Here is a 22,405-nt window from a genome sequence, read left to right on the forward strand (position 1 = left end):
CGTCCTCGCCGTCCTCGCCGTCCTAGAACACCGGCGGGTTCAGCTCGATCGCGCGCCGGGCGGCGGAGAACGCGAGCGCGTCGCCCACGTCCAGCGCCGTGTCGGTGAACTTGATGGTGTGGTCGTCGCCGTGCGCCGCCGCCCGGGCGAACAGCTCCCCGGCGTCCGGAGCGGCCCCGGCCGACGCCGGTACGGGGGCCGCCTCCCGGGGTGCGTAGGCGGCGGTGACCGCCGCGCTCGCCGCCCAGGCGGCCCGCAGACTCGGCGCCCACAGCTCGCGGGGCAGGGCCGGCAGGGTGCGCAGGACCGCGTTGGGCGCGGTCGCCGCGTGGACCAGCATGATCGGCTCGCCGTGCGCGTGGGTCGCGTACCGGTGCGTCGAGGCCCGGACCAGCTCCCGGAGCGCGGACCGGGCGGCGTCGGCGGAGGCGGGCTCCGGGCTGAAGCGCCCCGGACCGGCGGACTCCGGGGCGGCAGGCTCCGGACCGGTGGATTCCGAACCGGCAGGTTCCGGGCCGGTGGGCTTCGAACCGGCAGGTTCCGGGCTGGTTGGCTTCGGACTGGTGGACTCCGGAGCTGTGGCCTGCCACGGAGCCGGCCACTCCGGAAACCCGGTCAGCTGCGCGAACCGGTCCCGGATGCCACCGCTCCGGTCGGGCACCAGCGGCACCAGATCCAGCGCCGCCGCCGCGCTCGGCGCCGGGCCGAGCGGTGTCAGGGCGGGCAGCGGCTGGTGCCGGGCGGCCCAGTAACCGAGGGCGTGGGCCAGCTCCCGGACGCGCGGGGCGGTCTCCTCGCCCGTCAGCAGGGTCCGTACGGAGTGGCCCACCCGGATCACCGGATGCGTGGCGCCCGCCGCGATGCCCGGCAGCAGCCGGGGCCACCACGCGGCGAGCACGTCACGCCAGGGCGCCCGGGCCGTCTCCCGCTCGAAGTACGCCGTCCAGTCGGCGACACGGCGCGGGTCGCCCAGCGCCTCGTGCCAGTTCCGGGCGGTCACCGGGGCGCCGGTGACCGGCATCTCCTCCAGCTTCGGGCCGTAACGGTCCAGCCAGCGGTGCACGGCCGACGCCTGGCCGTGCCGCACCAGGGCCTCCACGGCCATCGGCGCGTGATTGCTGAGCCAGCCGTCGCGCTCCGGCCCCGAGACGTGGATGCGCTCCAGAGCTTCGTCGAGGGTGCCCGTGGTGTCGTCCATGCCGATCACGCTCCCGTGGTGTCCGTGCCGTCAGCGGTATCTGTCGTGTCCGCGGCGTCCTTGGCGTCCGTGCGGTTCGTGTCGATCACGCTAGGCGCGGGCGGGCGGGGGCGGATCGGGCTGCGGTCCCGGTCGGCCCGGGACCCCGGTCCCGGGCCGATCCGGCCGCGGTCACCGGCCGGATCGGTCCGAGGTCCTAGGACCGGTCGGCCCGGCACGCCGCGGACATCCTGAGCAACCCGAACGGCGCCCGGCACGTCTTTCACGGCGGGAGCGCGGCCCTCCTGGACCCGGGTCCGGACCTGGGCCGGCCGGTTGGGGGAGAGGCGGGCGTGAAGGTGAGCGCGGTCTCATGGACGCACTGATTCCGGGTATCCGGCCGGAGAGCCGGAAAGCGGCCCGATCGTCCCCGGAACCGGCTCTGACCTGCGCGTCCGGCGAAAGCCGGAAGCTGCATCCGCCGGTCGGCGGCGGACAGGGTACTGCATGGTCACGAAAATGAATGTGCAGCATGGGAATTCTGTCCGGATTCCAGTCGTTGTTTCCATCGGATGCAGGGCACCCGAAAGGGTGTCGCGACCTACTCAGCAAGGGAGCACGCATGGCAACCCGTGCCGTCGCCCGTCGTACGTCCACCACCTCCGGTGGGACCGGCAGGGCAAGCAGTGTTCGCGCCGGGGGCGGGGAAATCGCCGACCGCGACCTGGTCGGCATGTACCTGGACGAGATCGCCCGCACACCGCTGCTCGACGCCGCCAAGGAAGTCGACCTCTCCCAGACCATCGAGGCGGGCGTCTACGCCCAGCAGATCCTCGACGGCGAGGTGGAGAGCGCCGCCGGTGACGCGAAGCGTGAGGAGCTGGAGGCGCTGGTCGCCGAGGGCGAGCGCGCCAAGGACATATTCATCCGTTCCAACCTCCGGCTCGTCGTCGCCGTGGCCCGCCGCTACCCGCGCGCGGGGCTCCCTCTGCTCGACCTGATCCAGGAGGGCAACGCGGGCCTGGTGCGCGCGGTCGAGAAGTTCGACTACGCCAAGGGCTTCAAGTTCTCCACGTACGCGACGTGGTGGATCCGGCAGGCCATCACCCGGTCGATCGCCGACCAGTCGCGCACGATCCGGCTCCCCGTCCACCTGGTGGAGGAGCTCGGCCGGATCCGCCGGGTGCAGCGCGAGTTCAACCGCGAGCACGGGCGCGACCCGGAGCACGCGGAGATCGCCGCCGAGCTCGACTCCAACGCCGAGCGCGTGGGCAACGTCCTGGACTGGGCCCGCGACCCGGTCAGCCTGAACATGTCCGTCGACGACGACGGCGACACCCAGTTCGGCGATCTGCTGGAGGACACCTCCGCCGTCTCGCCCGAGCAGTCGGTGATGACCCTGCTCCGCAGTGAGGAGCTGGAGGACCTGATCGGCAAGCTCGACAACAGGACCGCCTCGATCATCAAGATGCGGTACGGCATCGAGGACGGGCGCGAGCGGACCCTGACCGAAGTGGGCAAGCAGCACGGCCTCACCCGGGAGCGGATCCGCCAGATAGAGAAGCACGCGCTGCTCGAATTGAAGCGAATGGCTCACGACACGGGCTTTGACGCTGCGGCGTGAGCCAATAACCCGTAATCTCCCCATCAAGCCGGTTCGCACCGGCTGACCGACCGGGTCATTCCGGTCACCCGACCGGTTTTCACCGGTCCCTGAGCTGAGCCCCGGCGCCCACCCCCCCGGCGTCGGGGCTCATCCCTGTTCCGGGCCGGCAGGCCGGGGCAGAGGCCGGTCCCCGGGCCGGGCGGCGCGGGTCAGCCGGGCGCCGAGACTCTCCAGGTACGCCACCAGCTCCGGCGGCTCCCGTACGGAGAACTCGCAGTCCACCAACGCCAGCCGCAGCGCCACCCACTCCAGCGAGTCGGTGCACGAGGTCCGCAGCCGGCAGCCGCCCTCGCCGTCCGGATCCGGCGCCCCGAGGTGCGCGGGCAGCCGCGCCGCCACGAACTCCGCCGGCCCGCCGAACCACACATCGAGGCGCAGCTCCGGCTTCATCCGCCGCATCGACCGGGCCAGGAACCTCGCCGCGTCCCCGCCCCCGCCCTTGCCGACGCCCCCGCCTTCGTCGCCGCCCTCGCCCTTCGTCCCGTCCACGGGCAGCGGTCTCGGGACGAACCGGGCCCCCGTCGCGTACGGCTCGCCGACCCGGTCCACCCGGAACGTGCGCCAGTCCTCCCGGTCCAGGTCGTACGCCACCAGATACCAGCGCTGCCCGGTGCTCACCAGCCGGTACGGCTCGACCTGCCGCTTCGTCCGGGTGCCGTCGCCGCTGCGGTACGCGAACCTCAGCCGCTCCCGCCCGGTGGCCGCCGAAGCCAGCGTCGTCAGGGTTCGCGGGTCGATGGTCGCGCCGTCGCCGCGGGTCAGCGGCACGGTGGCGTTCTGGAGCGCGGAGACCCGGTGCCGCAGCCGCGAGGGGAGCACCTGCTCCAGCTTCGCCAACGCCCGTACGGAAGCCTCGTCGACGCCCTCGATCGCGTGCCCGGCCCCGGCCCGCAGCCCGACCGCGATGGCCACCGCCTCCTCGTCGTCCAGCAGCAGGGGCGGCATGGCGGCGCCCGCCACCAGCCGATAGCCACCCGCCGAGCCGCGCGAGGCCTCGACCGGGTAGCCCAGGTCGCGCAGCCGGTCGACATCGCGGCGGATCGTGCGCGGGCTGACGTCGAGCCGCTCGGCCAGCTCACCGCCCGGCCACTCGCGCGGGGTCTGGAGGAGCGACAGCAGTTTCAGCAGTCGTGCGGGGGTGTCGGACATGGCCTCAGGATGCCGGGCCATCAGGTCATGATCTGACCTGATGGCTGCCTAGGTTCCTCCCATGCCTTCTTCCGCACCCCCGCCCCTCGCGGCGTCGCACCTCGCACCGCCCGCCCCGCCTGCACCGCCCGCGCCGGTGAAGACAGCGGTCGCACCCGGGTCCGCCCCGGCCGACCGGCGTCGCTGGTTCGCGCTCGCCATCGTGATGACCGCGGCCTTCATGGACCTGGTCGACGTCACGATCGTCAACATCGCGATCCCGAGCATCCAGCGCGAGACCGAGGCATCGGTCTCCGCGATCCAGTGGATCACCGCCGGTTATGCCCTCGCGTTCGCGGCCGGGCTGATCACGGGCGGCCGGCTCGGCGACATCTACGGGCGCAAGCGGCTCTTCCTCATCGGCATCGGCGGATTCACGCTCGCCTCCGCCCTCTGCGGTGTCGCGCCCAGCCCGGAGATACTGGTCGCCGCCCGCATCCTCCAGGGCGCGACGGCGGCCCTGATGGTGCCGCAGGTCCTCTCGATCGTGCACGCCACCTTCCCGGCCCACGAGCGCGGCAAGGTCTTCGGACTCTTCGGCGCGATCGTCGGACTCGGCGCGGTCTCCGGCCCGCTGCTGGGCGCGCTGCTCACCGAGTGGGACCTCTTCGGGCTCGGCTGGCGGCCGATCTTCCTGATCAACCTGCCCGTCGGCATCGCCGGTCTGCTCCTCGGCGCGAAGTTCATCACCGAGTCCAAGGCGCCCAAGGCGGTCCGTCTCGACCTTCTCGGCGTCGCCCTGATCACCCTGGCGATGCTGATGCTCATCTACCCGCTCACCCGGGGCCACGAGCTGGGCTGGCCGCTGTGGGGCCATCTGTCGATGGTGGGCAGCCTGTTCGTGTTCGGGGCGCTGGTCCTGAACCAGCGGCAGAAGACGCTGACCGACGGCTCGCCGCTGATCGAGATGTCCCTGTTCCGGGTGAAGAGCTTCGCCGCCGGCATCGCCGTGCAGCTGACCTTCGGCGTCGGCCTCGGCATCTTCTTCCTGGTCTGGACCCTCTACATGCAGATGGGTCTCGGCTGGAGCGTGCTGCGCGCCGGCGCGACGGGCATCCCGTTCTCCGTCGCCGTCTCGGTGGCCGCCGGGATCTCCGTGCAGCAGCTGGTGCCCCGCTTCGGCCGCAAGGTCCTCCAGGCCGGTGCGCTCCTCATGGTCGCCGGGCTGCTGATCTACCTCTGGGAGAGCGAGCAGTACGGCATGGGCATCACGTCCTGGCAGATGGCCGTCCCGCTGGTGGTCATGGGCGCGGGCATGGGGCTGATCGTGGCTCCGCTGACCGACGCGGTGCTCTCCGAAGTGCCCAAGGAGCACGCCGGTTCGGCGTCCGGCCTGATCAACACCGTGCAGCAGATGGGGACGGCGCTCGGCCTCGGCCTGGTGTCCGTCGTCTTCTTCGGCGCGATCGGCGACCGGCTTGCCCCGGAGGCGGTCGGCCCGGCGTTCGTCGACGCGTTCCAGCAGTCGCTGTGGTGGGTGGCCGGAGTGCTCTCGGTGATCTTCCTGGTGATGTTCGCCCTGCCCGCCCGCCCGCGCGCCCACGTGGAGGACGACGCGTCCACAGAGGCTGACGCGAACTGACCGCCGGCCCGGGTCAGCAGATCCGGGTGCGGCTCTCCATCGCCGCACGGGCGGTGTGCTCGTCCTCGTACACCTCGCACATGTGGCGGCCGTCGGGCGTCGCCGTGTGCTCGACCTCCCACAGGCTCGTCTCGCTGCCGTCCAGCAGCAGGAACGCGTGCTCGTAGAGCGTGAATCCGGCCGTCCGGCCGTCGACGTGGCACTGCCGCCCGAAGATCTGGGTGATGTGGTGGGCGAAGGCGGACCGGAGCAGCCGCGCCTTCTGCTCGCCCGGCCGGTCGGCGTTCTCCGCGCGGCGCAGCACCCGGCGGGCGTGGTCCGCGGAGTTGTCCGGCGCGTACGTCCGGGGGAGCGGGGCCGGAGGGGCGGGCATCAGGACCGTCAGCATCTCCAGATCCCCCTGCGCCTCCTGTATCCCCTCGTCGCCGAAGAGCGGGGAGTCGGAGAAACTTCCGGCCAGCCGGGACGCGGCGATGCGGGCGTCGCCCTCCTCGTCGTACAGCTCGTGCCGGCGCGGGGCCCGCACATCCCGCCCTCCGCTGTGCACCAGCTCCCACAGGGTCAGGGCGGAGCCGTCGGCGAGGAGATACGTGTGACGGTAGGTCTCGCGGTGCAGCACGGAACTGTGGTGCGACGAGTGCAGCGAACTGCTGTGGGCGAGCGCGGTGCCGAGCCGGTCGACCGTACTGTCGGGAAGGTCGAAGGAGTTGAGGGCGCGTCGCAGGAGTCGGTCGAGGTGGTGCTCGGTTGTCTCGTACGGATCGCTCAAGGTGGTGTCTCCAGGCCGTCGCCGCGTGTTACTTGATGCGTGCTTAACGTAGTCCCTGGGTCCGACATCGTGACCGGGGTTGGTAAAAACGTAGGGCGCACGCAGAAAGTTCCCCGCGTGTTCCCGGTGCATTTCGGGCGCTTGGGGTGAACTCCCGGGCGCCGAGGGTGAGTCGGCTGCCCGCGCGCCCCTCGCTCGCGCCGCGCGCCCCCGGAACCTGTCGTTCGGATCAGGCCTTGCCGCCGTACAGCTCCGTGTACGAGAGGAGTCTGCCGCCCGGCCCCTCGGTGCTCCGGGCCGCGCGCACCGCCTTCACGATGGCCCGCGCCAGGACGTCGGCGCCCGCCGCCAGGATCTCGTTGACGGCGACCGGATCGCCCGACGGCACCGGCGCCTGCCCGGTCGCGAGCGTGAACACGGTGTCCCCGTCGGTCAGCAGATGCACCGGGCGCACCGCGCGTGCCAGGCCGTCGTGCGCGGTGCCCGCCAGCTTCTGGGCCTGCGCCCGGGTCAGGTCCGCGTCCGTGGCGACGACCGCGATCGTCGTGTTGAACGGCGGAACCCCGCCCCCGGCCTCCTCCGCCGCTTCCCGCTCCCGGGCGAGACGGCGCTCCGCCGCCGCGTGGACCTCGGCCGGAGGCTGCGCCGGCGGCTCCCCGGCCCCGTACTCCCCGAACAGCACCCCGGTCCGGGGGTCGACCACCGAGCCCGCCGCGTTCACCGCGACGAGGGCGGCCACCGTGACCCCGGAGGCGAGGCGGGCGCTCGCCGTGCCGATGCCGCCCTTCAGCTGCCCGGCCACCGCGCCGGTACCCGCGCCCACGCCGCCCTCGGCGACCGGCTCCCCGGGCCCCGTGGCGGCCGCGGCCTCCACCGCCGCGCGGCCGGTCGACGCGTCGGGGCGGGCCCGCCAGTCGCCGCCCCGGCCGAGGTCGAAGAGGGCGGCGGCCGGAACGACCGGGACCACCTGGGTGGGGCCCGCGCCGACCCGGACACCCCGGCCCTGCTCCTCCAGCCAGGCCATCACCCCGGACGTGGCATCGAGCCCGTACGCGCTGCCGCCCGTGAGGACGACGGCGTCGACCCGCTGCACCAGATTGCGCGGATCCAGCGCGTCCGTCTCCCGCGTACCCGGCCCGCCGCCCCGCACGTCCACGGCGGCCACGGCCCCGCCCTCGGGCGCCAGGACGACGGTCGTACCGCTCAACGCACCCGCTCCGGCGACCTCGGCATGGCCGACGCGGATCCCGGCCACATCGGTCAGCGCGTCCAGCAGGGGCGGGAGGGCGGGGGCCTTGTCATCGTGGGTCATGTGCGGCTCCTCCGGTCGGGATCGGGGCCCGCGGGGGAGCACGGGCCGATGCGCCTCGAACGTACCGGCGAGCCGGCAGCGGTGCGCAAGGCCCCGCACGGGCAGGGGGTCCGGACCCGGCCCAGGCAAGGCGACCCTTGCGACTGTCCGGGCGACCCGCTCACCCTCTCACCCTCCAAAACGGGTTGAATCCGCCCAAACAGTCCTACGGTGGCCGGGTGACCGAGCCCTCTGAAGCCACCGCAGCAGCCGAGCCCCACGCCCCCGACGGAACCGCGGCCACGCCCCCCGCCGCGACCGGCCCCCGGTCCGTCACCACCCGGGCCACGCTCGTCGGAGCGGCGGTCTCCGCCCTGCTGATCCTCGCGATCGTGCTCGGCAGCCGGATGCTCCGCAACTTCGACTCGGCCCTCCTCCCCTATGCCGTGGCCACGGTCTTCCTCGCGTTCGGCGTCGCCTACCGGTACACAGTGTGGATCTCCGCCCCCGGCGCCCGACGCCTCTTCAAACAGGGCTGGCGCAGCTTCTTCTCCCTGGACAACTTCCGTCGGGCGCCCACCGCCCTGCCGAAGATGATCGCCACCTATCTCGGCTTCCAGAAGTTCCTCGGAGCCCGCTCCCACGCCCGCTGGGCCGCCCACCAGCTGATCTTCTGGGGCTGCATCCTCGCCGCCCTGATCACCTTCCCGCTCACCTGGGGCTGGTTCACCTTCACCTCCGGCAGCGGCTCGGGTCCCGGCTACGAGATGCGGATCTGGGGCTTCAAGATCCTCGGCTTCGACTCCCTCAACCTCCTCGGCTGGCTGATGTTCCACGGCCTGGACATCGCCGCCGTCCTCGTCATCCCCGGCGCCTCGTACTTCCTGTGGCGCCGGATGAAGGACCGCGGCGCCATCACCGGCCAGCGCTTCGCCTACGACCTCGTGCCGCTGATCGCGCTCATCGTCATCTCCGTGACGGGTCTGCTGCTCACCTTCTCCTCGGTCTTCCTGCACGGTGGCGGCTACCAGTTCCTGGCGATCCTGCACATGGTGTCGGTGGTCTTCACCCTCATCTACATCCCGTTCGGCAAGTTCTTCCACATCGTCCAGCGCCCGGCCGCGGTCGGCATGCAGCTGTTCAAGTACACCGGCCGCAAGGACGACGAGGTGTTCGCCTGCCGCCGCTGCGAGGAACCCATCGACACCGGGCCCTACGTCGAGAACCTGCGCGGCACCATGCGCGACCTCCGGCTCGACTTCGACTCCTGGGCCGAGTACTGCCCGCGCTGCAAGCGGGTGCTGCGCGGCAGCGCCTACCTCTCCCATGTGAAGAAGGGCTTCAAGTGACCGCGGAACCGCGAGCTGCTGCCGACCGCCGCACCTTCATCCCCCTGGACCCCTCCCTCGCCCCACCCGGCACCCGCGCCTTCCGGGACGCCGGCGGCATCCCGGCCGACCAGTGGCACGCCGACCAGAACGGCGAGACGCTCGTGCCGACCCACTGCTGCTTCTGCGGCGTCCAGTGCGGGATGTATCTGCGCGTGGACCGGGGCGGCAAGGTCTTCGGCGTCGAACCCCGCAACCACGACATCAACCGGATGCGGCTCTGCCCCAAGGGCATCAACGCCTATCAGCAGGTCAACCACCCCGACCGGCTCACCGCCCCGCTGATGCGCCGCTCCCGCGACGAGGAGTTCCGCGAGGTCTCCTGGGACGAGGCGCTCGACTTCACCGTCTCCGAGATCAAGCGCATCCAGCAGACGCACGGCAACGACGCCTTCGGGCTCCTCGGCGGGGCCAGCCTGTTCTCCGAGAAGACCTATCTGGTGGGCAAGTTCGCCCGGGTCGCGCTCAAGACCCGGCACGTCGACTACAACGGCCGCCTCTGCATGGTCAGTGCCGCGGGCGCCAACAAGCTGGCCTTCGGCATCGACCGGGCCGGCAACCCCTTCTCCGACATCCTCCTCACCGACTGCCTGCTCATCGCCGGCTCCAACGTCGGCGAGTGCTTCCCCGTGATGACCCAGTACGTCTGGGGAGCCCGGGACCGCGGGGCCAGCCTCATCGTCATCGACCCGCGCGAGACCGCCATCGCCCGGACCGCCGACATCCACGTCGCCCTCAAACCCGGCACCGACTCCGCCTTCTTCACCTCCGTCCTGCACGTCGTCATCGAGGAAGGGCTCACCGACGAGAACTACCTCGCCGCCCACGCCACCGGCTGGGAGGAGGTCAAGGCCAAGGCCGCCGAATACCCGCCCTCCCGCGCCGCCGCGATCTGCGGGATCCCCGCCGAGCAGATCGTCCAGGTCGCCCGGACCTTCGCCCGCGCGCCCAAGGCCATGGCCTGGCACGCCCGAGGCATCGAACACCACTCGCAGGGCGTCGAGAACTGCCTCTCCGTGATCAACCTCTGCACCGCCACCGGTCACATCGGCAAACCCGGCGCCGGCTACGGCACCATCACCGGCCAGGGCAACGGGCAGGGCGGCCGTGAGCACGGCCAGAAGTCCGACCTCCTCCCCGGCGGACGCTCCATCATGAACGAGGAGCACCGCCGCCAGATCTGCGAGATCTGGGGCATCGAGGAGTCCGAACTCCCGCTCGCCGGGACCTCCATGATGGAAATGGTCTGGCAGATGCAGCGCCGCGAGATCCGCGGCCTGATCGGCATCTGCAACAACCCCTTCGTCTCCCTGCCCAACTACCGGGTGGTCAAGGAGGGGTACGACACCACCGAGTTCCACGCGCAATTCGACTTCTTCCTCTCCGAGACCGCTGCCAACGCCCATGTCGTCTTCCCCGTCACCACCTGGGCCGAGGACGAAGGGGTGATGGCCAACGCGGAAGCCCGCGTGGTCAAGCACAACAAGGCCCAGGACCCGCCCCCCGGCGTCCGCACCGACACCTGGGCGATCTGCGAACTCGCCCGCCGGCTCGGCGCCGGTGACAAGTTCGACTTCCCCGACTCCCGGTCGGTCTTCGACGAGCTGCGCATCGCCTCCGCCGGCACCGTCAACGACTACTACGGCATCACCTACGAACGGCTGGAGGAGACCGGCGGCATCGCCTGGCCCTGCCCCACCACCGACCACCCCGGCACCCCCCGGCTCTTCGAGGACGGAAAGACCTACCACCCCGACGGCAAGATCCACCTCCAGGTCGTCGAATGGCACCCGCCGATGGACCCGTACGACGACGAGCACCCCATGTCGCTCACCACCGGCCGCACCGTCGCCCACTTCCTCTCCGGCAACCAGACCCGCAGGCTCGGCGCCCTCGTCGAACAGACCCCGCGCCCCTGGGCCGAGATCCACCCCTCGCACGGCTTCCGCAACGGCGAGCCCGTCCGCGTCGTCACCCGGCGCGGCAGCGAGGTCTTCCCCGCCCTGGTCACCGAGGCGATCCGCCCCGACACCGTGTTCGTCCCGTACCACTGGCCCGTCCCCACCGCGGCCAACGCCCTCACCATCGACGCCCTCGACCCCCGGTCCAAGATCCCCGAGTACAAGGTGTGCGCCTGCCGCATCGAGCACGCCGAGCGGATCGACGAGGTCCCCGCCCCGCCGGTCGCCCCCGGCCATGTCGCCTACCCGGAGACCCAGGTCTCCCGTACCGACCCGCTGCCTCCCACGGCCCCACAAGGCCGTGGCACCTCGGAGAGGAGCTGATCCCCCATGATGGGAAGAACGATCTTCATCGACCCGGGGCGCTGCATCGGCTGCCAGGCCTGTGTCTCCGCCTGCCGCGAATGCGACTCGCACCGCGGCAAATCGATGATCCACCTCGACTACACCGACGAGGGCCACTCCGTCGCCTCCCTTCCCACCGTCTGTATGCACTGCGAGGACCCGGTCGCCCCGTGCGCCGAGGTCTGCCCCGCCGACGCGATCCTGGTGACCGCCGACGGTGTGGTGCAGCAGGCCGACACCACCCGCTGCATCGGCTGCTCCAACTGCGTCAACGCCTGCCCCTTCGGCGTACCGAAGATCGACCTCCAGGCGAAGCTCCAGATGAAGTGCAACCTCTGCTACGACCGCACCGCCTACGGCCTCGCCCCCATGTGCGCCACCGTCTGCCCGACCGGAGCGCTCTTCTACGGAACCGTCGAGGAACTCCAGGCGGAGCGCCCCGGCGTCCAGGTCGCCGACACCTTCGTCTTCGGCGAGACCGAGGTCCGCACCGGCGTGGCCATGGTCGTCCCCGCCGAACGGGTCCAGTGGCCGGTCCCCGGCGGCCTTCCCGTCGTCGAGATCAACGGGAAGGACGTCCGCCGATGAGCGTCACCGACCAGCAGCCGGGCGGCGAGCACCCCGCCGGGGGAGACCCGCGCGAGGCGCTCCAGGACCGGATCGCCGCCGACTCCCTCACCACCCGGCGGGACTACCTCCGGATCGTCACCACCGTCTCCGGCGGTCTCGCCGTCGGCGGCATCGGAGTGGCGGCCGGCATCCTCCACCGCCACGGCGACGGCGAGGAGGGCAAGGCCTCCGAGCCGAAGCGCATCGCCGGGCAGCTCCTGCCCGGCGAGTCGATCGCGTTCCGCTACCCGGGCGAGGAGGACCGGGCCGTGGCCGTCCGCCTCGACGACGGCACCCTCGTCGGCTACTCGGCCGTCTGCACCCACCTCGCCTGCGCCGTGCTGTGGCGCAAGGACCGGGGCAGCGAGGGCGAGCTGTACTGCCCGTGCCACGAGGGAGTCTTCGACGCCCGGTCCGGCGAGGTCACCGCCGGGCCGCCGCCCCGAGGGCTGCCGAAGGTCGTGGTCATCGAACAGGGCGACGGAAGCATCTGGGCCGTGGGCACCACCCGCTCCGGCGAGAGCGTCGAGGAAGGCCTCTGTCGCCAGCTCGGCGGCGAGCGCCCCGACCTCGCGACCCGTATCGGCTGCCCCGACATCGGCGGCGGAGCCGAATCCCCGCCCCGGGCCACCGGCCCCGGCCGGCGAACCGGTGCGGTGTCCGCCACCGCCGAGAACCCGGGCAGGCGGACATGAACGACACCCCGCACCCCGAGCAGCCGCTGCCGCCCCCGGGCAGCCACTACCCGACCTACCACCCCGGCAGCGCGGACCCCGTACTGAACCGGCCCGTCCACGAGCGCTATCCGCAGATCCGCCCCACCAGCGGATACGGGGACCCCCGCGTCCGGCACACCGGCCCCGGGCCCGGAGCGGGCACCGACCAGGACCCCGAACGCTCCTCGAAACTGACCGCCCGGCTCGCTCTGGCCATGACCGTCGTCATCGGCCAGCTCTGGGGGCTGACGATCCTGATCGACGAGTGGATGGAGGGCAACACCGGCACGGCCTGGTGGGGGGCCGGCTTCCTCTGTCTGTCGTTCCTGGTCGTGCTCGGCCTGTGGCTGCTCGATCCGAAGGACCGCTGACGCCCACCGCCCTGCTCCACGGCGGCTCACACCTCGTGGTGAGCCGCCGTACCCTGGAGACATGAGCGCCGCCCCCGCCCCCCGACCGCGTGATGCGAAGAAGCCGCAGCAGCCGGAAGAGCAGCCGCACCAGGAACCGAAGCCCAAGCCGGTTCTGATCTTCGACGATCCGCTGGACCGGCAGTCCGCGGACGATACGGACCAGGGGTGGGGCGAGCGGCCTCTCACCGGAGGCAGCGCCGCGGACCTCGCGCGTTTCCTGGACGAGAAGCCGCCCCACCACATCTGAGCGGCCGCCCGGAGGGCTACCGGTCCTCGACCGGGCCCGCCCCAGCCCCGCCGGTCCCGCCGGTCCCGCCAGGACCCTCGCCCGAGTCCGGCCCGAGCCGGCCCGGTGCGCCACCGGTGCGCTGTGCGAGGAGGGCGTCGCGGATCTCCTTCAGCACCTCCAGCTCGCTCACCTCCATCGTCTCCTGCACGCCCTCCTTGGCGGCCTGCGCCGCCGCCCGCCGGGCCAGATACTTGGCCATCGGCAGCACCATCAGGAAGTACACGACGGCAGCGGTGATCAGGAAGCTGAGAGCGGCGCTGAGCACCGAGCCCCACAGGATCTCGATCCCGTCCATCTCCCCGGTCTTCGGGTCCGTCGTGCACGGGCCCTGGAGACAGGAGCTGTAGTTGTCCAGGTCCTGGGTGCCGAACGCACCGACCAGGGGATTGATGACGCCCTTGACGACCGCGTTCACGATGTTGGTGAACGCTGCGCCGATGACGACAGCCACCGCGAGGTCGATCACATTGCCGCGCGTCAGGAAGGCTTTGAAGCCGTCCAGCAGACTGACCTTCTTCTCGCTCACAGGTGAGCCTTCTTTCGCATGGGCGGTAGGGGGAGCAAACTGCTCCGCCACCTAAGGCGGACGAAGGCGACACTGTCCAATCCGCTAATTCCCACGAGTGACTTGAGAGGGCGTCAGTTCGCATCGGACACCGCCACGGCCAACCGTCCCGAAGTGCCCGCGCCGAGCAGGGCCGTGGCCGTCGGCCGCTCCACGGACAACACCACCAGCGCCCCGGCCCCCGCTTCACCGCTACCGCCCGCCGCGTGGCCGCCAGGTCTGGCGGCTGTGTGCGGCACCTTCGCCACACGCACCCCTCGTGCCACCACGCGCGCGTCGTCGTCGCCCGTATCGCCGACCGCGATCACATCGACCCGATCTCCCGGCCGCAGCAGCCGTACGGTCTCCGGGTCCGCGATCCGGACCGGCGCGGAGACCAGCCGCTCGGACGACCGGTCGGCACCCGGCGGCGCGTCCGGTGCGGCGGACCCTCCGTCGGCGCTGCTCAGGCCCGTGGTGGCCAGCGCGGCACCCGCCAGCGCGAGCCCGGCAGCCGCCGCACGCCGCTGTCGGCGCAGCATCCGACGCAGCCGGTCCGCGCCGCCGCCCCGCACCCGCAGCGGAGCGAAGGGCCCGACCCCGCACGGTGCGGGCACCGGTGCCGGGAAGGAGCAGGCGGACGGGGGAGTGGACAGGGACGAGGACATGGCACCACCTGGGGATCGGGGCGGACGAGCGCGAGGAAAGCGCAAGGGAAAGGGGAGTCCGGCCGGTGTGACCCGGCCGGACTCCCCTCACTTTCCACGGTCCGAGCAGAACCCGCTGAGGCCTGTGGACAGTCCCCGCACTGTGGACAACTCCGTCACCTGATCCGGTGAAGCCTGCCCTGTGACCCGGTGAGTCCCGCCCTGCTGCCCGCTACGGCAGCGCGATCCCGGTGTCGATCCCGTCCAGCGCGTGGGCGCAGGTGCAGTTGCGGCTGTCGTTCTCCGGCAGCCCGGCCACCGCGTCGAACAGCACCGAGCGCAGCCGGTCCACATTGGCCGCGAACACCTGGAGCACCTCCTCGTGCGAGACGCCCTCGCCCGCCTCGGCCCCCGCGTCCAGGTCGGTCACCAGGGTCATCGTGGTGTAGCAGAGCCCCAGTTCACGGGCCAGGACCGCCTCGGGGTGCCCGGTCATGCCCACGACCGACCAGCCCATCGCCGCATGCCAGCGCGATTCCGCGCGGGTCGAGAAGCGGGGCCCCTCGACCACTACCAGGGTGCCGCCGTCCACCGGCTCCCAGTCGCGTCCGCGGGCCGCTGCCAGCGCGGCCTTCCGGCCCTCGGGGCAGTACGGGTCGGCGAAGCCCAGGTGGACGACGTTCGGCACGGTCCCGTCGGCCCGGGGCTCACCGTCGTAATAGGTCTGTACGCGGGTCTTGGTGCGGTCCACCAGCTGGTCGGGGACGAGCAGGGTGCCCGGCCCGAACTCCGGCCGCAGCCCGCCCACAGCGCACGGCCCGAGCACCTGCCGGACCCCGACGGAGCGCAGCGCCCACAGGTTGGCCCGGTAGTTGATGCGGTGCGGCGGCAGATGGTGGCCACGTCCGTGGCGGGGCAGGAAGGCCACCCGCCGGCCGCCGAGCTCACCGAGGAAGACCGAGTCGCTCGGCTTCCCGTAAGGGGTGTCCACGGAGACCTCGGTGACGTCCTCCAGGAAGGAGTAGAAGCCCGAGCCGCCGATGACACCGATCTCCGCGGAACCCTCGGTACCCGTACCGGAGCCCGATTCCGTATGTGCGTTCGCCATGCGGTCACCGTATCCGGAGGAGCGTTTCCCGGGACGCACGACCGGACCCCGCCGAGTGGTCTCGGCGGGGTCCGGTGAAAAGCAGGTGGGGCGTACGCGGGCTCAGGCGGCCGACGTACCGCTCGACGAGGCCGGCGCGGAGGCCGACGACGAGGAGGAGCCGGACGAGGAGGACGAGGACGATGCGCTCGCCTTCGAGTCCGAACCCGACGACGAGGACGACGTGGAGTCGGACGACTTCGAGGTCGCCGACGCCGGCGTGCTGCTCGACGACGAGCCACGGCTGTCGTTCCGGTAGAAACCGGAACCCTTGAAGACGATGCCGACCGCGGAGAACACCTTCTTGAGGCGTCCGTCGCAGCTCGGGCACACGGTCAGGGCATCATCGGTGAACTTCTGCACCGCCTCGAGGCCCTCGCCGCACTCGGTGCACTGGTACTGATAGGTCGGCACTTGCTCCTCCTGGCACTCTCACTCAATGAGTGCTAACGACGCTCCATACTGACGTATTCCTTTGAATCAGTCCACCGTGACCGGCTCGCGGTGACCGATCCCACGTGCCACGGTGCGTCCCGGGGACCGGGGGGTCAGCCGTGAGCGCAGGGCCAGCAGGGTCACCAGGGCCAGTGCGGTTCCGGCCAGGGGCACCAGGAATCCGGTGCTCGCGCCATGGGCGTCGGCGAGTTGCCCCGCCACGGTCACGGCCGCGGCCTGTCCGAGCGCCACCGCGCCCGTCAGCCAGGTGAAGGCCTCGGTACGGGCGGTGGCGGGCACCAGCGACTCGACCAGGGTGTAGCCGCTGATCAGCGCCGGGGCGATGCAGAGGCCGACCAGCAGGCCGAGCCCGGCCAGCAGCGGCACCGAGTGGACGGCCCACAGGCCGGACGCGGTCAGGGTCAGCGCCACGTACCCGACGATCAGTCGACGGCGCGGGCTGCTCTTCCAGGCGATGGCGCCGCAGGCGATGCCGGCCAGCATGTTTCCCGCGGCGAAGATGCCGTAGAGCACACCGTTGACGCCGGGGTGGCCGATCTCCTCGGAGAACGCGGTCAGCGAAACCTGCATTCCGCCGAAGACCGCGCCGATGCCCAGGAAGGTGATGGCCAGGACGCGCACGCCCGGTACGGAGAGCGCCGAGGCGTGCGGTTCGGCCGCGGTGGCGGCGTTGCGCGGGGCGGGCTGGGTGGCGCGCTGCGCGGCGAAGAACAGACCGCCGACCAGAGTCAGGGCGGCTTCCGTGATCAGGCCGGCCGCCGGGTGCACGCCGGTGCACAGCGCGGTCGCGATCACCGGGCCGAGGACGAACGTGAACTCGTCCGTCACCGACTCGAACGCGGCCGCGGTGGACATCAGCGGCGAGGCGGGCCGGTCGGGGGTGGCCCCCAGCAGCGCCGCCCACCGGGCCCGCACCATGGGGCCGATCTGCGGGATCGAGGCGCCGGTCGGCACCGCGGCGACGAACAGCGCCCACAGGGGCGCGTCGGCCAGCGCCAGGACGGTCAGGGCGCTCACCGAGACGGCGTGGAGGAGAACCCCGGGCAGCAGGACGGAACGCTGGCCGAAGCGGTCGGCGAGCTTGCCGGTCTGCGGGGCGAACAGCGCCATGGAGACGCCGGAGACCGCCGCGACGGCGCCCGCGCTGCCGTACGAGCCGGTCGTGTGCTGCACGAGGAGGACGATGCCGATGGTCAGCATCGCGAAGGGCTGCCGTGCGGCGAAGCCCGGGAGGAGGAAGGTCCACGCACCGGGGGTGCGCAGCAGTTGCCCGTATCCGGGGCGGTCGGAGACCGTGGTTGCCACGGTCCTTGCCTTTCTGCCGCCTGGTAGCCCTGCTTCCCGGCGCCCTTGTGGGGCGGGCCGGACGGAAGCGGCCGAGAGCTGTCCTCTTCGCGCGGAACTGCGGTAGATGCCGGGCGACTCGCTGCAATCGGCGAAGAAACGCCGGGCGAAGAGACACCACGACCGCCATACGGTCGCGCCAGCTCTGCTTCAGACAGAGTTGGTCGATCAGGTTTGCCTTCATGCTACAGGCAGGAAGACCTGTGCGCCTGTGATTGCACACAGGGCTTCCGTTTCAGCCTGTGATCTGCGACGCCTTCTCAGGGGCGGGTCTTCGCGCCGCTTCCGCTTCCGTTGGCACCGGCATTGGCGCCGGCGCCGGCCCCGCCGAGCTTCTTGGCCAGCTTCATCGCCTGTGGGATGGCGGATCCGCCCTGGGGGCCCGCCGCACCGGGCGTGCCGGAAGCGGGCGATCCGCCCGTGCCCAGCCAGCCGGCCAGCTTGCCGCCCTCGGCGACCGCCCGCAGGCGTTCCTCCGTCCGGTCGCGCACCGGATCGGTGGCCACCACCAACAGCTCGTCACCGCGCCGCAGCACCGTCGCCGGGGACGGCACGAAGCTCTTGTTCTCCCGGACCACCAGCGTGACCGCGGAGCCGGCCGGGAGCCGGAGCTCGCCGACCTCCACGCCGTGCATCTTCGACTTCGCGGGGATGGCGACCGACAGCAGATGGCCGCGCAGCCGTTCCAGCGGGGCCGACTCGATGCCCAGGTCGTCGGCCTCGGCCGGATCGTCGGCGATCTTCAGCTTGCTCGCGACCCAGGGCAGCGTCGGACCCTGGATCAGGGTGTAGACGATGACCAGGACGAACACGATGTTGAAGATTCTCGTACTGCCCTCCACCCCGGACACCATCGGAATGGTCGCAAGGATGATGGGCACCGCCCCGCGCAGCCCGGCCCAGGACATCAGGACCTTCTCGCGGGCCGGCATCCGGAACGGCGCGAGGCTCAGGAAGACCGACAGCGGTCGCGCCACCATGGTCAGCACCAGGCCCACGACGATGGCGGGCCAGAAGTCGTCGACCAGGTCATGCGGGGTGACCAGCAGGCCGAGCAGCACGAACATGCCGATCTGGGCCAGCCAGCCGAGCCCGTCGGCGAAACCGCGGGTGGCGGGCCAGTGCGGCAGCTTGGAGTTGCCGAGGATCATCGCGGCCAGGTAGACGGCGAGGAACCCGCTGCCGTGGGCCATGGCGCCCGCTGCGTACGCGGAGACGGCGATGGCCATCACGGCGATCGGGTAGAGGCCGGAGGCGGGCAGCGCCACGTGCCGCAGCCCCAGGGAGCCCAGCCAGCCCACCGTGATGCCGATCGCGGCGCCGATGGCCAGCTCCAGGGCGATCTCGCCGACCAGGACGTACCAGTGCTCGACCGGGCCGACCGCGGAGAACGCGACGACCAGGATGACGACCGGAGCGTCGTTGAAGCCGGACTCGGCCTCCAGGACACCCGTGATCCGCGACGGCAGGGGCACTCTGCGCAGGACGGAGAAGACGGCCGCGGCGTCCGTGGAGGAGACGACCGCGCCGATGATGAGGGCCTGGCGCCAGTCGAGGCCGACGAGATAGTGCGCGGCCGAGGCGGTGATGCCCACGCTGATGGCGACGCCGACGGTCGAGACCACCGCGGCGGCGGGCAGGACGGGGCGGACCTCTTTCCACTTCGCTCCGAGTCCGCCCTCGGCCAGGATGACGACCAGGGCGGCATAGCCGATCACCTGCGTCAGCTCGGCGTTGTCGAACTTGACGTCGAAGATGCCGTCCTGACCCAGGGCGATCCCGATGCCGAGATACAGGAGCAGGCTGGGGAGCCCGCTGCGCGAGGAGATCCGTACCGCCGCCACGGCGACGAGCAGGACGAGCGAGCAGACGAGCAGGAGTTCGTTGAGCGCGTGGACAGTCAGGGTCCGTTCCTTCCCTGCGTGCGCCTGCCGGATCGTCCTCCGGCAGCCAGTTACTTCGTTACCTTACCTAATCGTTAACGATTCCTTGACGGCTTCGAGTGTTCGTACGAGGAAGACGCAAATGGATGCATCCCCATACCGCGTCCGAGTGGCTTCTCCGCTGCGCCTATGGTTGCTCCTGCACTCCCAGGACCACCCTGCCCCTCGAAGGACAGCGATGCCCGCCAACACAACCGCCTCTTCCGGCCCTTCCGACGCGAAGAAGCCCGGCAGGAAGAAGGGGCGACGCGCCCGCCTGATCGTGCTCGTCCTGGTGCTGGCGCTCGTCGCGGGTGTCGGGTACGGGGCGTACTGGTCCGTGTCCACCGTGCGGGCCTCGTACCCGCAGACCACCGGGTCGATGACTCTCGACGGCCTCAGCGGCGACGTCGAGGTCAAACGTGACTCCTACGGGATTCCGCAGATCTACGCGGACTCCGACGCCGACCTCTTCCGCGCCCAGGGCTTCGTCCAGGCCCAGGACCGCTTCTGGGAGATGGACGTCCGGCGGCACATGACGTCCGGCCGGCTCTCCGAGATGTTCGGTTCCGGCCAGGTGGAGACCGATTCCTTCCTGCGGACGCTCGGCTGGCGGCAGGTGGCGCAGAAGGAGTACGACGAGGTCCTCGACGAGAGCACCAAGAAGAACCTCCAGTCGTACGCGGAGGGCGTCAACGCGTACCTGAAGGGCAAGGAAGGCCGGGACATCTCGGTCGAGTACGCGGCGCTGGGCTTCACCAACGACTACAAGCCCGGCGAGTGGACCCCGGTCGACTCGGTGGCCTGGCTCAAGGCGATGGCCTGGGACCTGCGCGGCAACATGCAGGACGAGATCGACCGGTCGCTGCTGACCAGCCGCCTCGACAAGGACCAGATCGAGGACCTGTACCCCGGCTACCCGTACAAGAAGAACAGGCCGATCGTCGAGCAGGGCGCGATCTCCCCGGTCACGGGCGAGTTCGACCCCGAGGCGAACCCGTCGGACAACGTCGGCTCCACGACCCCCGAGGGCGCCACCGAGGGCCTGAACACCCAGCTCTCCGCCCTCTCCGACACCCTCGACGAGATCCCGGCGCTGCTCGGCCCGAACGGCAACGGCATCGGCTCGAACTCCTGGGTCGTCGACGGCAAGCACACGACGTCCGGCAAGGCGCTGCTCGCGAACGACCCGCACCTCGCGCCGATGCTGCCCTCCCTCTGGTACCAGATGGGCCTGCACTGCCGGGAGCTCTCCAAGACCTGCCAGTACGACACGGCCGGCTACACGTTCTCCGGTATGCCCGGTGTGATCATCGGCCACAACCAGGACATCGCCTGGGGCCTCACCAACCTGGGCGCCGACGTCACCGACCTCTTCCTGGAGAAGGTCTCCGGCGACGGCTATCTGTACGACGGCGAGACCAAGCCGTTCAAGACCCGCGACGAGACCATCAAGGTCGCCGGCGGCAGGGACCGGACGATCACCGTCCGCGAGACGAACAACGGCCCCCTGGTCTCCGACCGCAGCAAGGAACTGGACAAGGTCGGCCAGAAGGCGCCCGTCAGCAATGCCGCACCCGACCGGGCCGACGGCTACGCGGTGGCGCTGAAGTGGACCGCGCTGGAGCCCGGCAAGTCCATGGACGCGGTCTTCGCGCTCAACCGGGCCAAGGACTTCGCCACCTTCCGGAAGGCCGCCGAGTACTTCGAGGTCCCCTCGCAGAACCTCATCTACGCCGACACCGAGGGCAACATCGGCTACCAGGCGCCCGGCAAGATCCCGGTCCGCTCCGAGGGCTACGACGGCACGGTCCCGGCCCCGGGCTGGGACCCGAAGTACGCGTGGAAGGGCTACATCCCCTTCGACCAGCTGCCCTACGAGTACAACCCGGACCGCGGCTACATCGTCACCGCCAACCAGGCCGTCATCGACGAGAAGAAGTACCCGCACCTCCTGACCAAGGACTGGGGCTACGGAGCCCGCAGCCAGCGGATCAACGACCTCCTCGCCCAGAAGATCAAGGGCGGCGAGAAGGTTTCGACCGATGACATGCAGAAGATGCAGATGGACAACTTCAGCGAGATCGCCGCGCTGCTGGTGCCCGAGCTGAAGAAGATCAACATCTCCGACCCGAGCGTCCGCGAGGCCCAGAAGCTGCTGGAGGGCTGGGACTACACCCAGGAACCCGACTCGGCCGCCGCCGCGTACTTCAACGGCGTCTGGCGCAACATCCTGAAGCTCGCCTTCGGTAACAAGCTTCCCAAGGAGATGCGCGTCGAGGGCGACTGCATCAATGTGCCGCCGGCCAAGAACAGCGGCCCGGTGGACCAGCAGAAGAAGCTCGTCCGCGAGTGCGGCCAGCGCGACGGCGACACCGCGCAGCCGGACGGCGGCGACCGCTGGTTCCAGGTGGTCCGCGACATCATGGACGACCCGGACAACGAGTGGTGGAAGGCGCCCGCCCGGGGCCGCGAGGACGCCCTGGAGAGCCGGGACGACCTCTTCGCCCGGGCGATGGAGGACGCGCGCTGGGAGCTGACGGCCAAGCTCGGCAAGAACATCTCCACCTGGAGCTGGGGCCGGCTGCACCGCCTGACGCTGAAGAACCAGACGCTCGGCACCGAAGGCCCCGGCCTGCTCCAGCGGGCGCTCAACCGCGGCCCCTGGAACCTCGGCGGCGGCGAAGCGGCGGTCAACGCCACCGGCTGGAACGCGGCGAGCGGCTACGAGGTCGTCTGGGTGCCGTCGATGCGGATGGTCGTCAACGTGGGGGACTGGGACAAGTCCCGCTGGATCAACCTCAGCGGGGCCTCCGGGCACGCGTTCAGCGCGCACTACACCGACCAGACCGACAAGTGGGTCGACGGTGAACTGCTCGACTGGTCCTTCGGGACGGAAGCGGTCGACGCGTCCACCGTCGACACGCTGACGCTGAAACCGTAGGGATCGC

The 22,405-nt window shown here is 71.1% G+C and carries 19 protein-coding genes; 9 read left to right on the forward strand and 10 right to left on the reverse strand.

Annotated features, from left to right (window positions below; all coding sequences use genetic code 11):
* Positions 1-22: 22 nt before the first annotated feature.
* Positions 23-1,198, reverse strand: a complete 1,176-nt coding sequence (locus G3I54_RS28805) for a questin oxidase family protein (protein ID WP_164618630.1) — start codon at positions 1,196-1,198, stop codon at positions 23-25.
* Positions 1,199-1,799: 601 nt separating this feature from the next.
* Here G3I54_RS28805 and G3I54_RS28810 point away from each other — a divergent pair.
* Positions 1,800-2,801 (forward strand): sigma-70 family RNA polymerase sigma factor, encoded by a 1,002-nt coding sequence (locus G3I54_RS28810; RefSeq protein WP_164618632.1) that lies wholly within the window; start codon positions 1,800-1,802, stop codon positions 2,799-2,801.
* Between the two features lie 129 nt (positions 2,802-2,930).
* Here the strand turns inward: G3I54_RS28810 and G3I54_RS28815 are convergent, their stop codons facing one another.
* Positions 2,931-3,992 (reverse strand): transcriptional regulator, encoded by a 1,062-nt coding sequence (locus G3I54_RS28815; protein ID WP_164618634.1) that lies wholly within the window; start codon positions 3,990-3,992, stop codon positions 2,931-2,933.
* A gap of 205 nt (positions 3,993-4,197) precedes the next feature.
* Here G3I54_RS28815 and G3I54_RS28820 point away from each other — a divergent pair, with 205 nt between their 5' ends.
* On the forward strand, positions 4,198-5,613 hold the full coding sequence (locus tag G3I54_RS28820; RefSeq protein ID WP_239144636.1) for an MFS transporter: 1,416 nt from the start codon (positions 4,198-4,200) through the stop codon (positions 5,611-5,613).
* 13 nt (positions 5,614-5,626) lie between these two features.
* On the opposite strand, the gene G3I54_RS28825 is transcribed toward G3I54_RS28820, so the two are convergent.
* Both G3I54_RS28825 and G3I54_RS28830 read right to left on the reverse strand, forming a co-directional pair.
* The gene (locus G3I54_RS28825) at positions 5,627-6,382 is read right to left on the reverse strand and encodes a DUF6227 family protein (RefSeq protein WP_164618636.1); all 756 of its coding nucleotides are present in this window, start codon (positions 6,380-6,382) and stop codon (positions 5,627-5,629) included.
* A gap of 229 nt (positions 6,383-6,611) precedes the next feature.
* Positions 6,612-7,694, reverse strand: coding sequence for a P1 family peptidase (locus tag G3I54_RS28830; protein WP_164618639.1), 1,083 nt, complete (start codon positions 7,692-7,694; stop codon positions 6,612-6,614).
* 218 nt (positions 7,695-7,912) lie between these two features.
* Here G3I54_RS28830 and G3I54_RS28835 point away from each other — a divergent pair, with 218 nt between their 5' ends.
* From G3I54_RS28835 to G3I54_RS28860, 6 genes are all read left to right on the forward strand, one after another.
* Positions 7,913-9,022, forward strand: a complete 1,110-nt coding sequence (locus tag G3I54_RS28835; RefSeq protein WP_164618641.1) for an MFS transporter — start codon at positions 7,913-7,915, stop codon at positions 9,020-9,022.
* Positions 9,019-11,346, forward strand: coding sequence for a molybdopterin oxidoreductase family protein (locus G3I54_RS28840; protein WP_164618643.1), 2,328 nt, complete (start codon positions 9,019-9,021; stop codon positions 11,344-11,346). Before G3I54_RS28835 ends, G3I54_RS28840 begins: the two co-directional genes overlap by 4 nt.
* 6 nt (positions 11,347-11,352) lie before the next feature.
* Positions 11,353-11,955 carry a 4Fe-4S dicluster domain-containing protein gene (locus G3I54_RS28845; RefSeq protein ID WP_007452552.1) on the forward strand — a complete coding sequence of 201 codons (603 nt, stop codon included), beginning with the start codon at positions 11,353-11,355 and terminating at the stop codon, positions 11,953-11,955.
* Complete coding sequence (locus G3I54_RS28850) at positions 11,952-12,671, forward strand: Rieske (2Fe-2S) protein (RefSeq protein WP_164618645.1); 720 nt, start codon at positions 11,952-11,954, stop codon at positions 12,669-12,671. Before G3I54_RS28845 ends, G3I54_RS28850 begins: the two co-directional genes overlap by 4 nt.
* Positions 12,668-13,063 carry a hypothetical protein gene (locus tag G3I54_RS28855; RefSeq protein ID WP_164618647.1) on the forward strand — a complete coding sequence of 132 codons (396 nt, stop codon included), beginning with the start codon at positions 12,668-12,670 and terminating at the stop codon, positions 13,061-13,063. The genes G3I54_RS28850 and G3I54_RS28855 overlap by 4 nt, the downstream gene beginning before the upstream one ends.
* A gap of 61 nt (positions 13,064-13,124) precedes the next feature.
* Positions 13,125-13,352, forward strand: coding sequence for a hypothetical protein (locus G3I54_RS28860; protein ID WP_164618649.1), 228 nt, complete (start codon positions 13,125-13,127; stop codon positions 13,350-13,352).
* Between the two features lie 16 nt (positions 13,353-13,368).
* Here G3I54_RS28860 and G3I54_RS28865 read toward each other — a convergent pair whose 3' ends face one another.
* The 6 genes from G3I54_RS28865 to G3I54_RS28890 form a co-directional block, all read right to left on the reverse strand.
* Positions 13,369-13,920, reverse strand: coding sequence for an MscL family protein (locus G3I54_RS28865; RefSeq protein ID WP_164618651.1), 552 nt, complete (start codon positions 13,918-13,920; stop codon positions 13,369-13,371).
* Positions 13,921-14,033: 113 nt separating this feature from the next.
* Entirely contained in the window at positions 14,034-14,513 is a 480-nt protein-coding gene (locus G3I54_RS28870; RefSeq protein ID WP_164618843.1) for an RcpC/CpaB family pilus assembly protein, read from the reverse strand.
* A gap of 304 nt (positions 14,514-14,817) precedes the next feature.
* Positions 14,818-15,693: an S-methyl-5'-thioadenosine phosphorylase gene (locus G3I54_RS28875; RefSeq protein WP_164618653.1), complete on the reverse strand. Its 876-nt coding sequence runs from the start codon at positions 15,691-15,693 to the stop codon at positions 14,818-14,820.
* A 102-nt stretch (positions 15,694-15,795) separates the two neighbouring features.
* Positions 15,796-16,146 (reverse strand): FmdB family zinc ribbon protein, encoded by a 351-nt coding sequence (locus G3I54_RS40185; RefSeq protein ID WP_164618655.1) that lies wholly within the window; start codon positions 16,144-16,146, stop codon positions 15,796-15,798.
* 66 nt (positions 16,147-16,212) lie between these two features.
* Positions 16,213-17,493, reverse strand: a complete 1,281-nt coding sequence (locus tag G3I54_RS28885; protein WP_164618657.1) for an MFS transporter — start codon at positions 17,491-17,493, stop codon at positions 16,213-16,215.
* Between the two features lie 299 nt (positions 17,494-17,792).
* Complete coding sequence (locus G3I54_RS28890) at positions 17,793-19,436, reverse strand: potassium/proton antiporter (protein ID WP_164618845.1); 1,644 nt, start codon at positions 19,434-19,436, stop codon at positions 17,793-17,795.
* A gap of 217 nt (positions 19,437-19,653) precedes the next feature.
* On the opposite strand from G3I54_RS28890, the gene G3I54_RS28895 reads away from it, so the two are divergent.
* Positions 19,654-22,398, forward strand: a complete 2,745-nt coding sequence (locus tag G3I54_RS28895; protein ID WP_164618659.1) for a penicillin acylase family protein — start codon at positions 19,654-19,656, stop codon at positions 22,396-22,398.
* The last annotated feature ends 7 nt before the right edge of the window (positions 22,399-22,405 follow it).

The organism is Streptomyces sp. SID14515 (assembly GCF_010548505.1).
Lineage (GTDB): Bacteria > Actinomycetota > Actinomycetes > Streptomycetales > Streptomycetaceae > Streptomyces > Streptomyces caviscabies.

Excerpts from the sequence above, each read along its gene's own strand:
- G3I54_RS28805 (WP_164618630.1), bottom strand. The coding sequence starts at position 1,198 with ATGGACGACACCACGGGCACCCTCGACGAAGCTCTGGAGCGCATCCAC.
- G3I54_RS28810 (WP_164618632.1), top strand. The coding sequence starts at position 1,800 with ATGGCAACCCGTGCCGTCGCCCGTCGTACGTCCACCACCTCCGGTGGG.
- G3I54_RS28815 (WP_164618634.1), bottom strand. The coding sequence starts at position 3,992 with ATGTCCGACACCCCCGCACGACTGCTGAAACTGCTGTCGCTCCTCCAG.
- G3I54_RS28820 (WP_239144636.1), top strand. The coding sequence starts at position 4,198 with ATGACCGCGGCCTTCATGGACCTGGTCGACGTCACGATCGTCAACATC.
- G3I54_RS28830 (WP_164618639.1), bottom strand. The coding sequence starts at position 7,694 with ATGACCCACGATGACAAGGCCCCCGCCCTCCCGCCCCTGCTGGACGCG.
- G3I54_RS28845 (WP_007452552.1), top strand. The coding sequence starts at position 11,353 with ATGATGGGAAGAACGATCTTCATCGACCCGGGGCGCTGCATCGGCTGC.
- G3I54_RS28850 (WP_164618645.1), top strand. The coding sequence starts at position 11,952 with ATGAGCGTCACCGACCAGCAGCCGGGCGGCGAGCACCCCGCCGGGGGA.
- G3I54_RS28855 (WP_164618647.1), top strand. The coding sequence starts at position 12,668 with ATGAACGACACCCCGCACCCCGAGCAGCCGCTGCCGCCCCCGGGCAGC.
- G3I54_RS28860 (WP_164618649.1), top strand. The coding sequence starts at position 13,125 with ATGAGCGCCGCCCCCGCCCCCCGACCGCGTGATGCGAAGAAGCCGCAG.
- G3I54_RS28875 (WP_164618653.1), bottom strand. The coding sequence starts at position 15,693 with ATGGCGAACGCACATACGGAATCGGGCTCCGGTACGGGTACCGAGGGT.
- G3I54_RS28895 (WP_164618659.1), top strand. The coding sequence starts at position 19,654 with ATGCCCGCCAACACAACCGCCTCTTCCGGCCCTTCCGACGCGAAGAAG.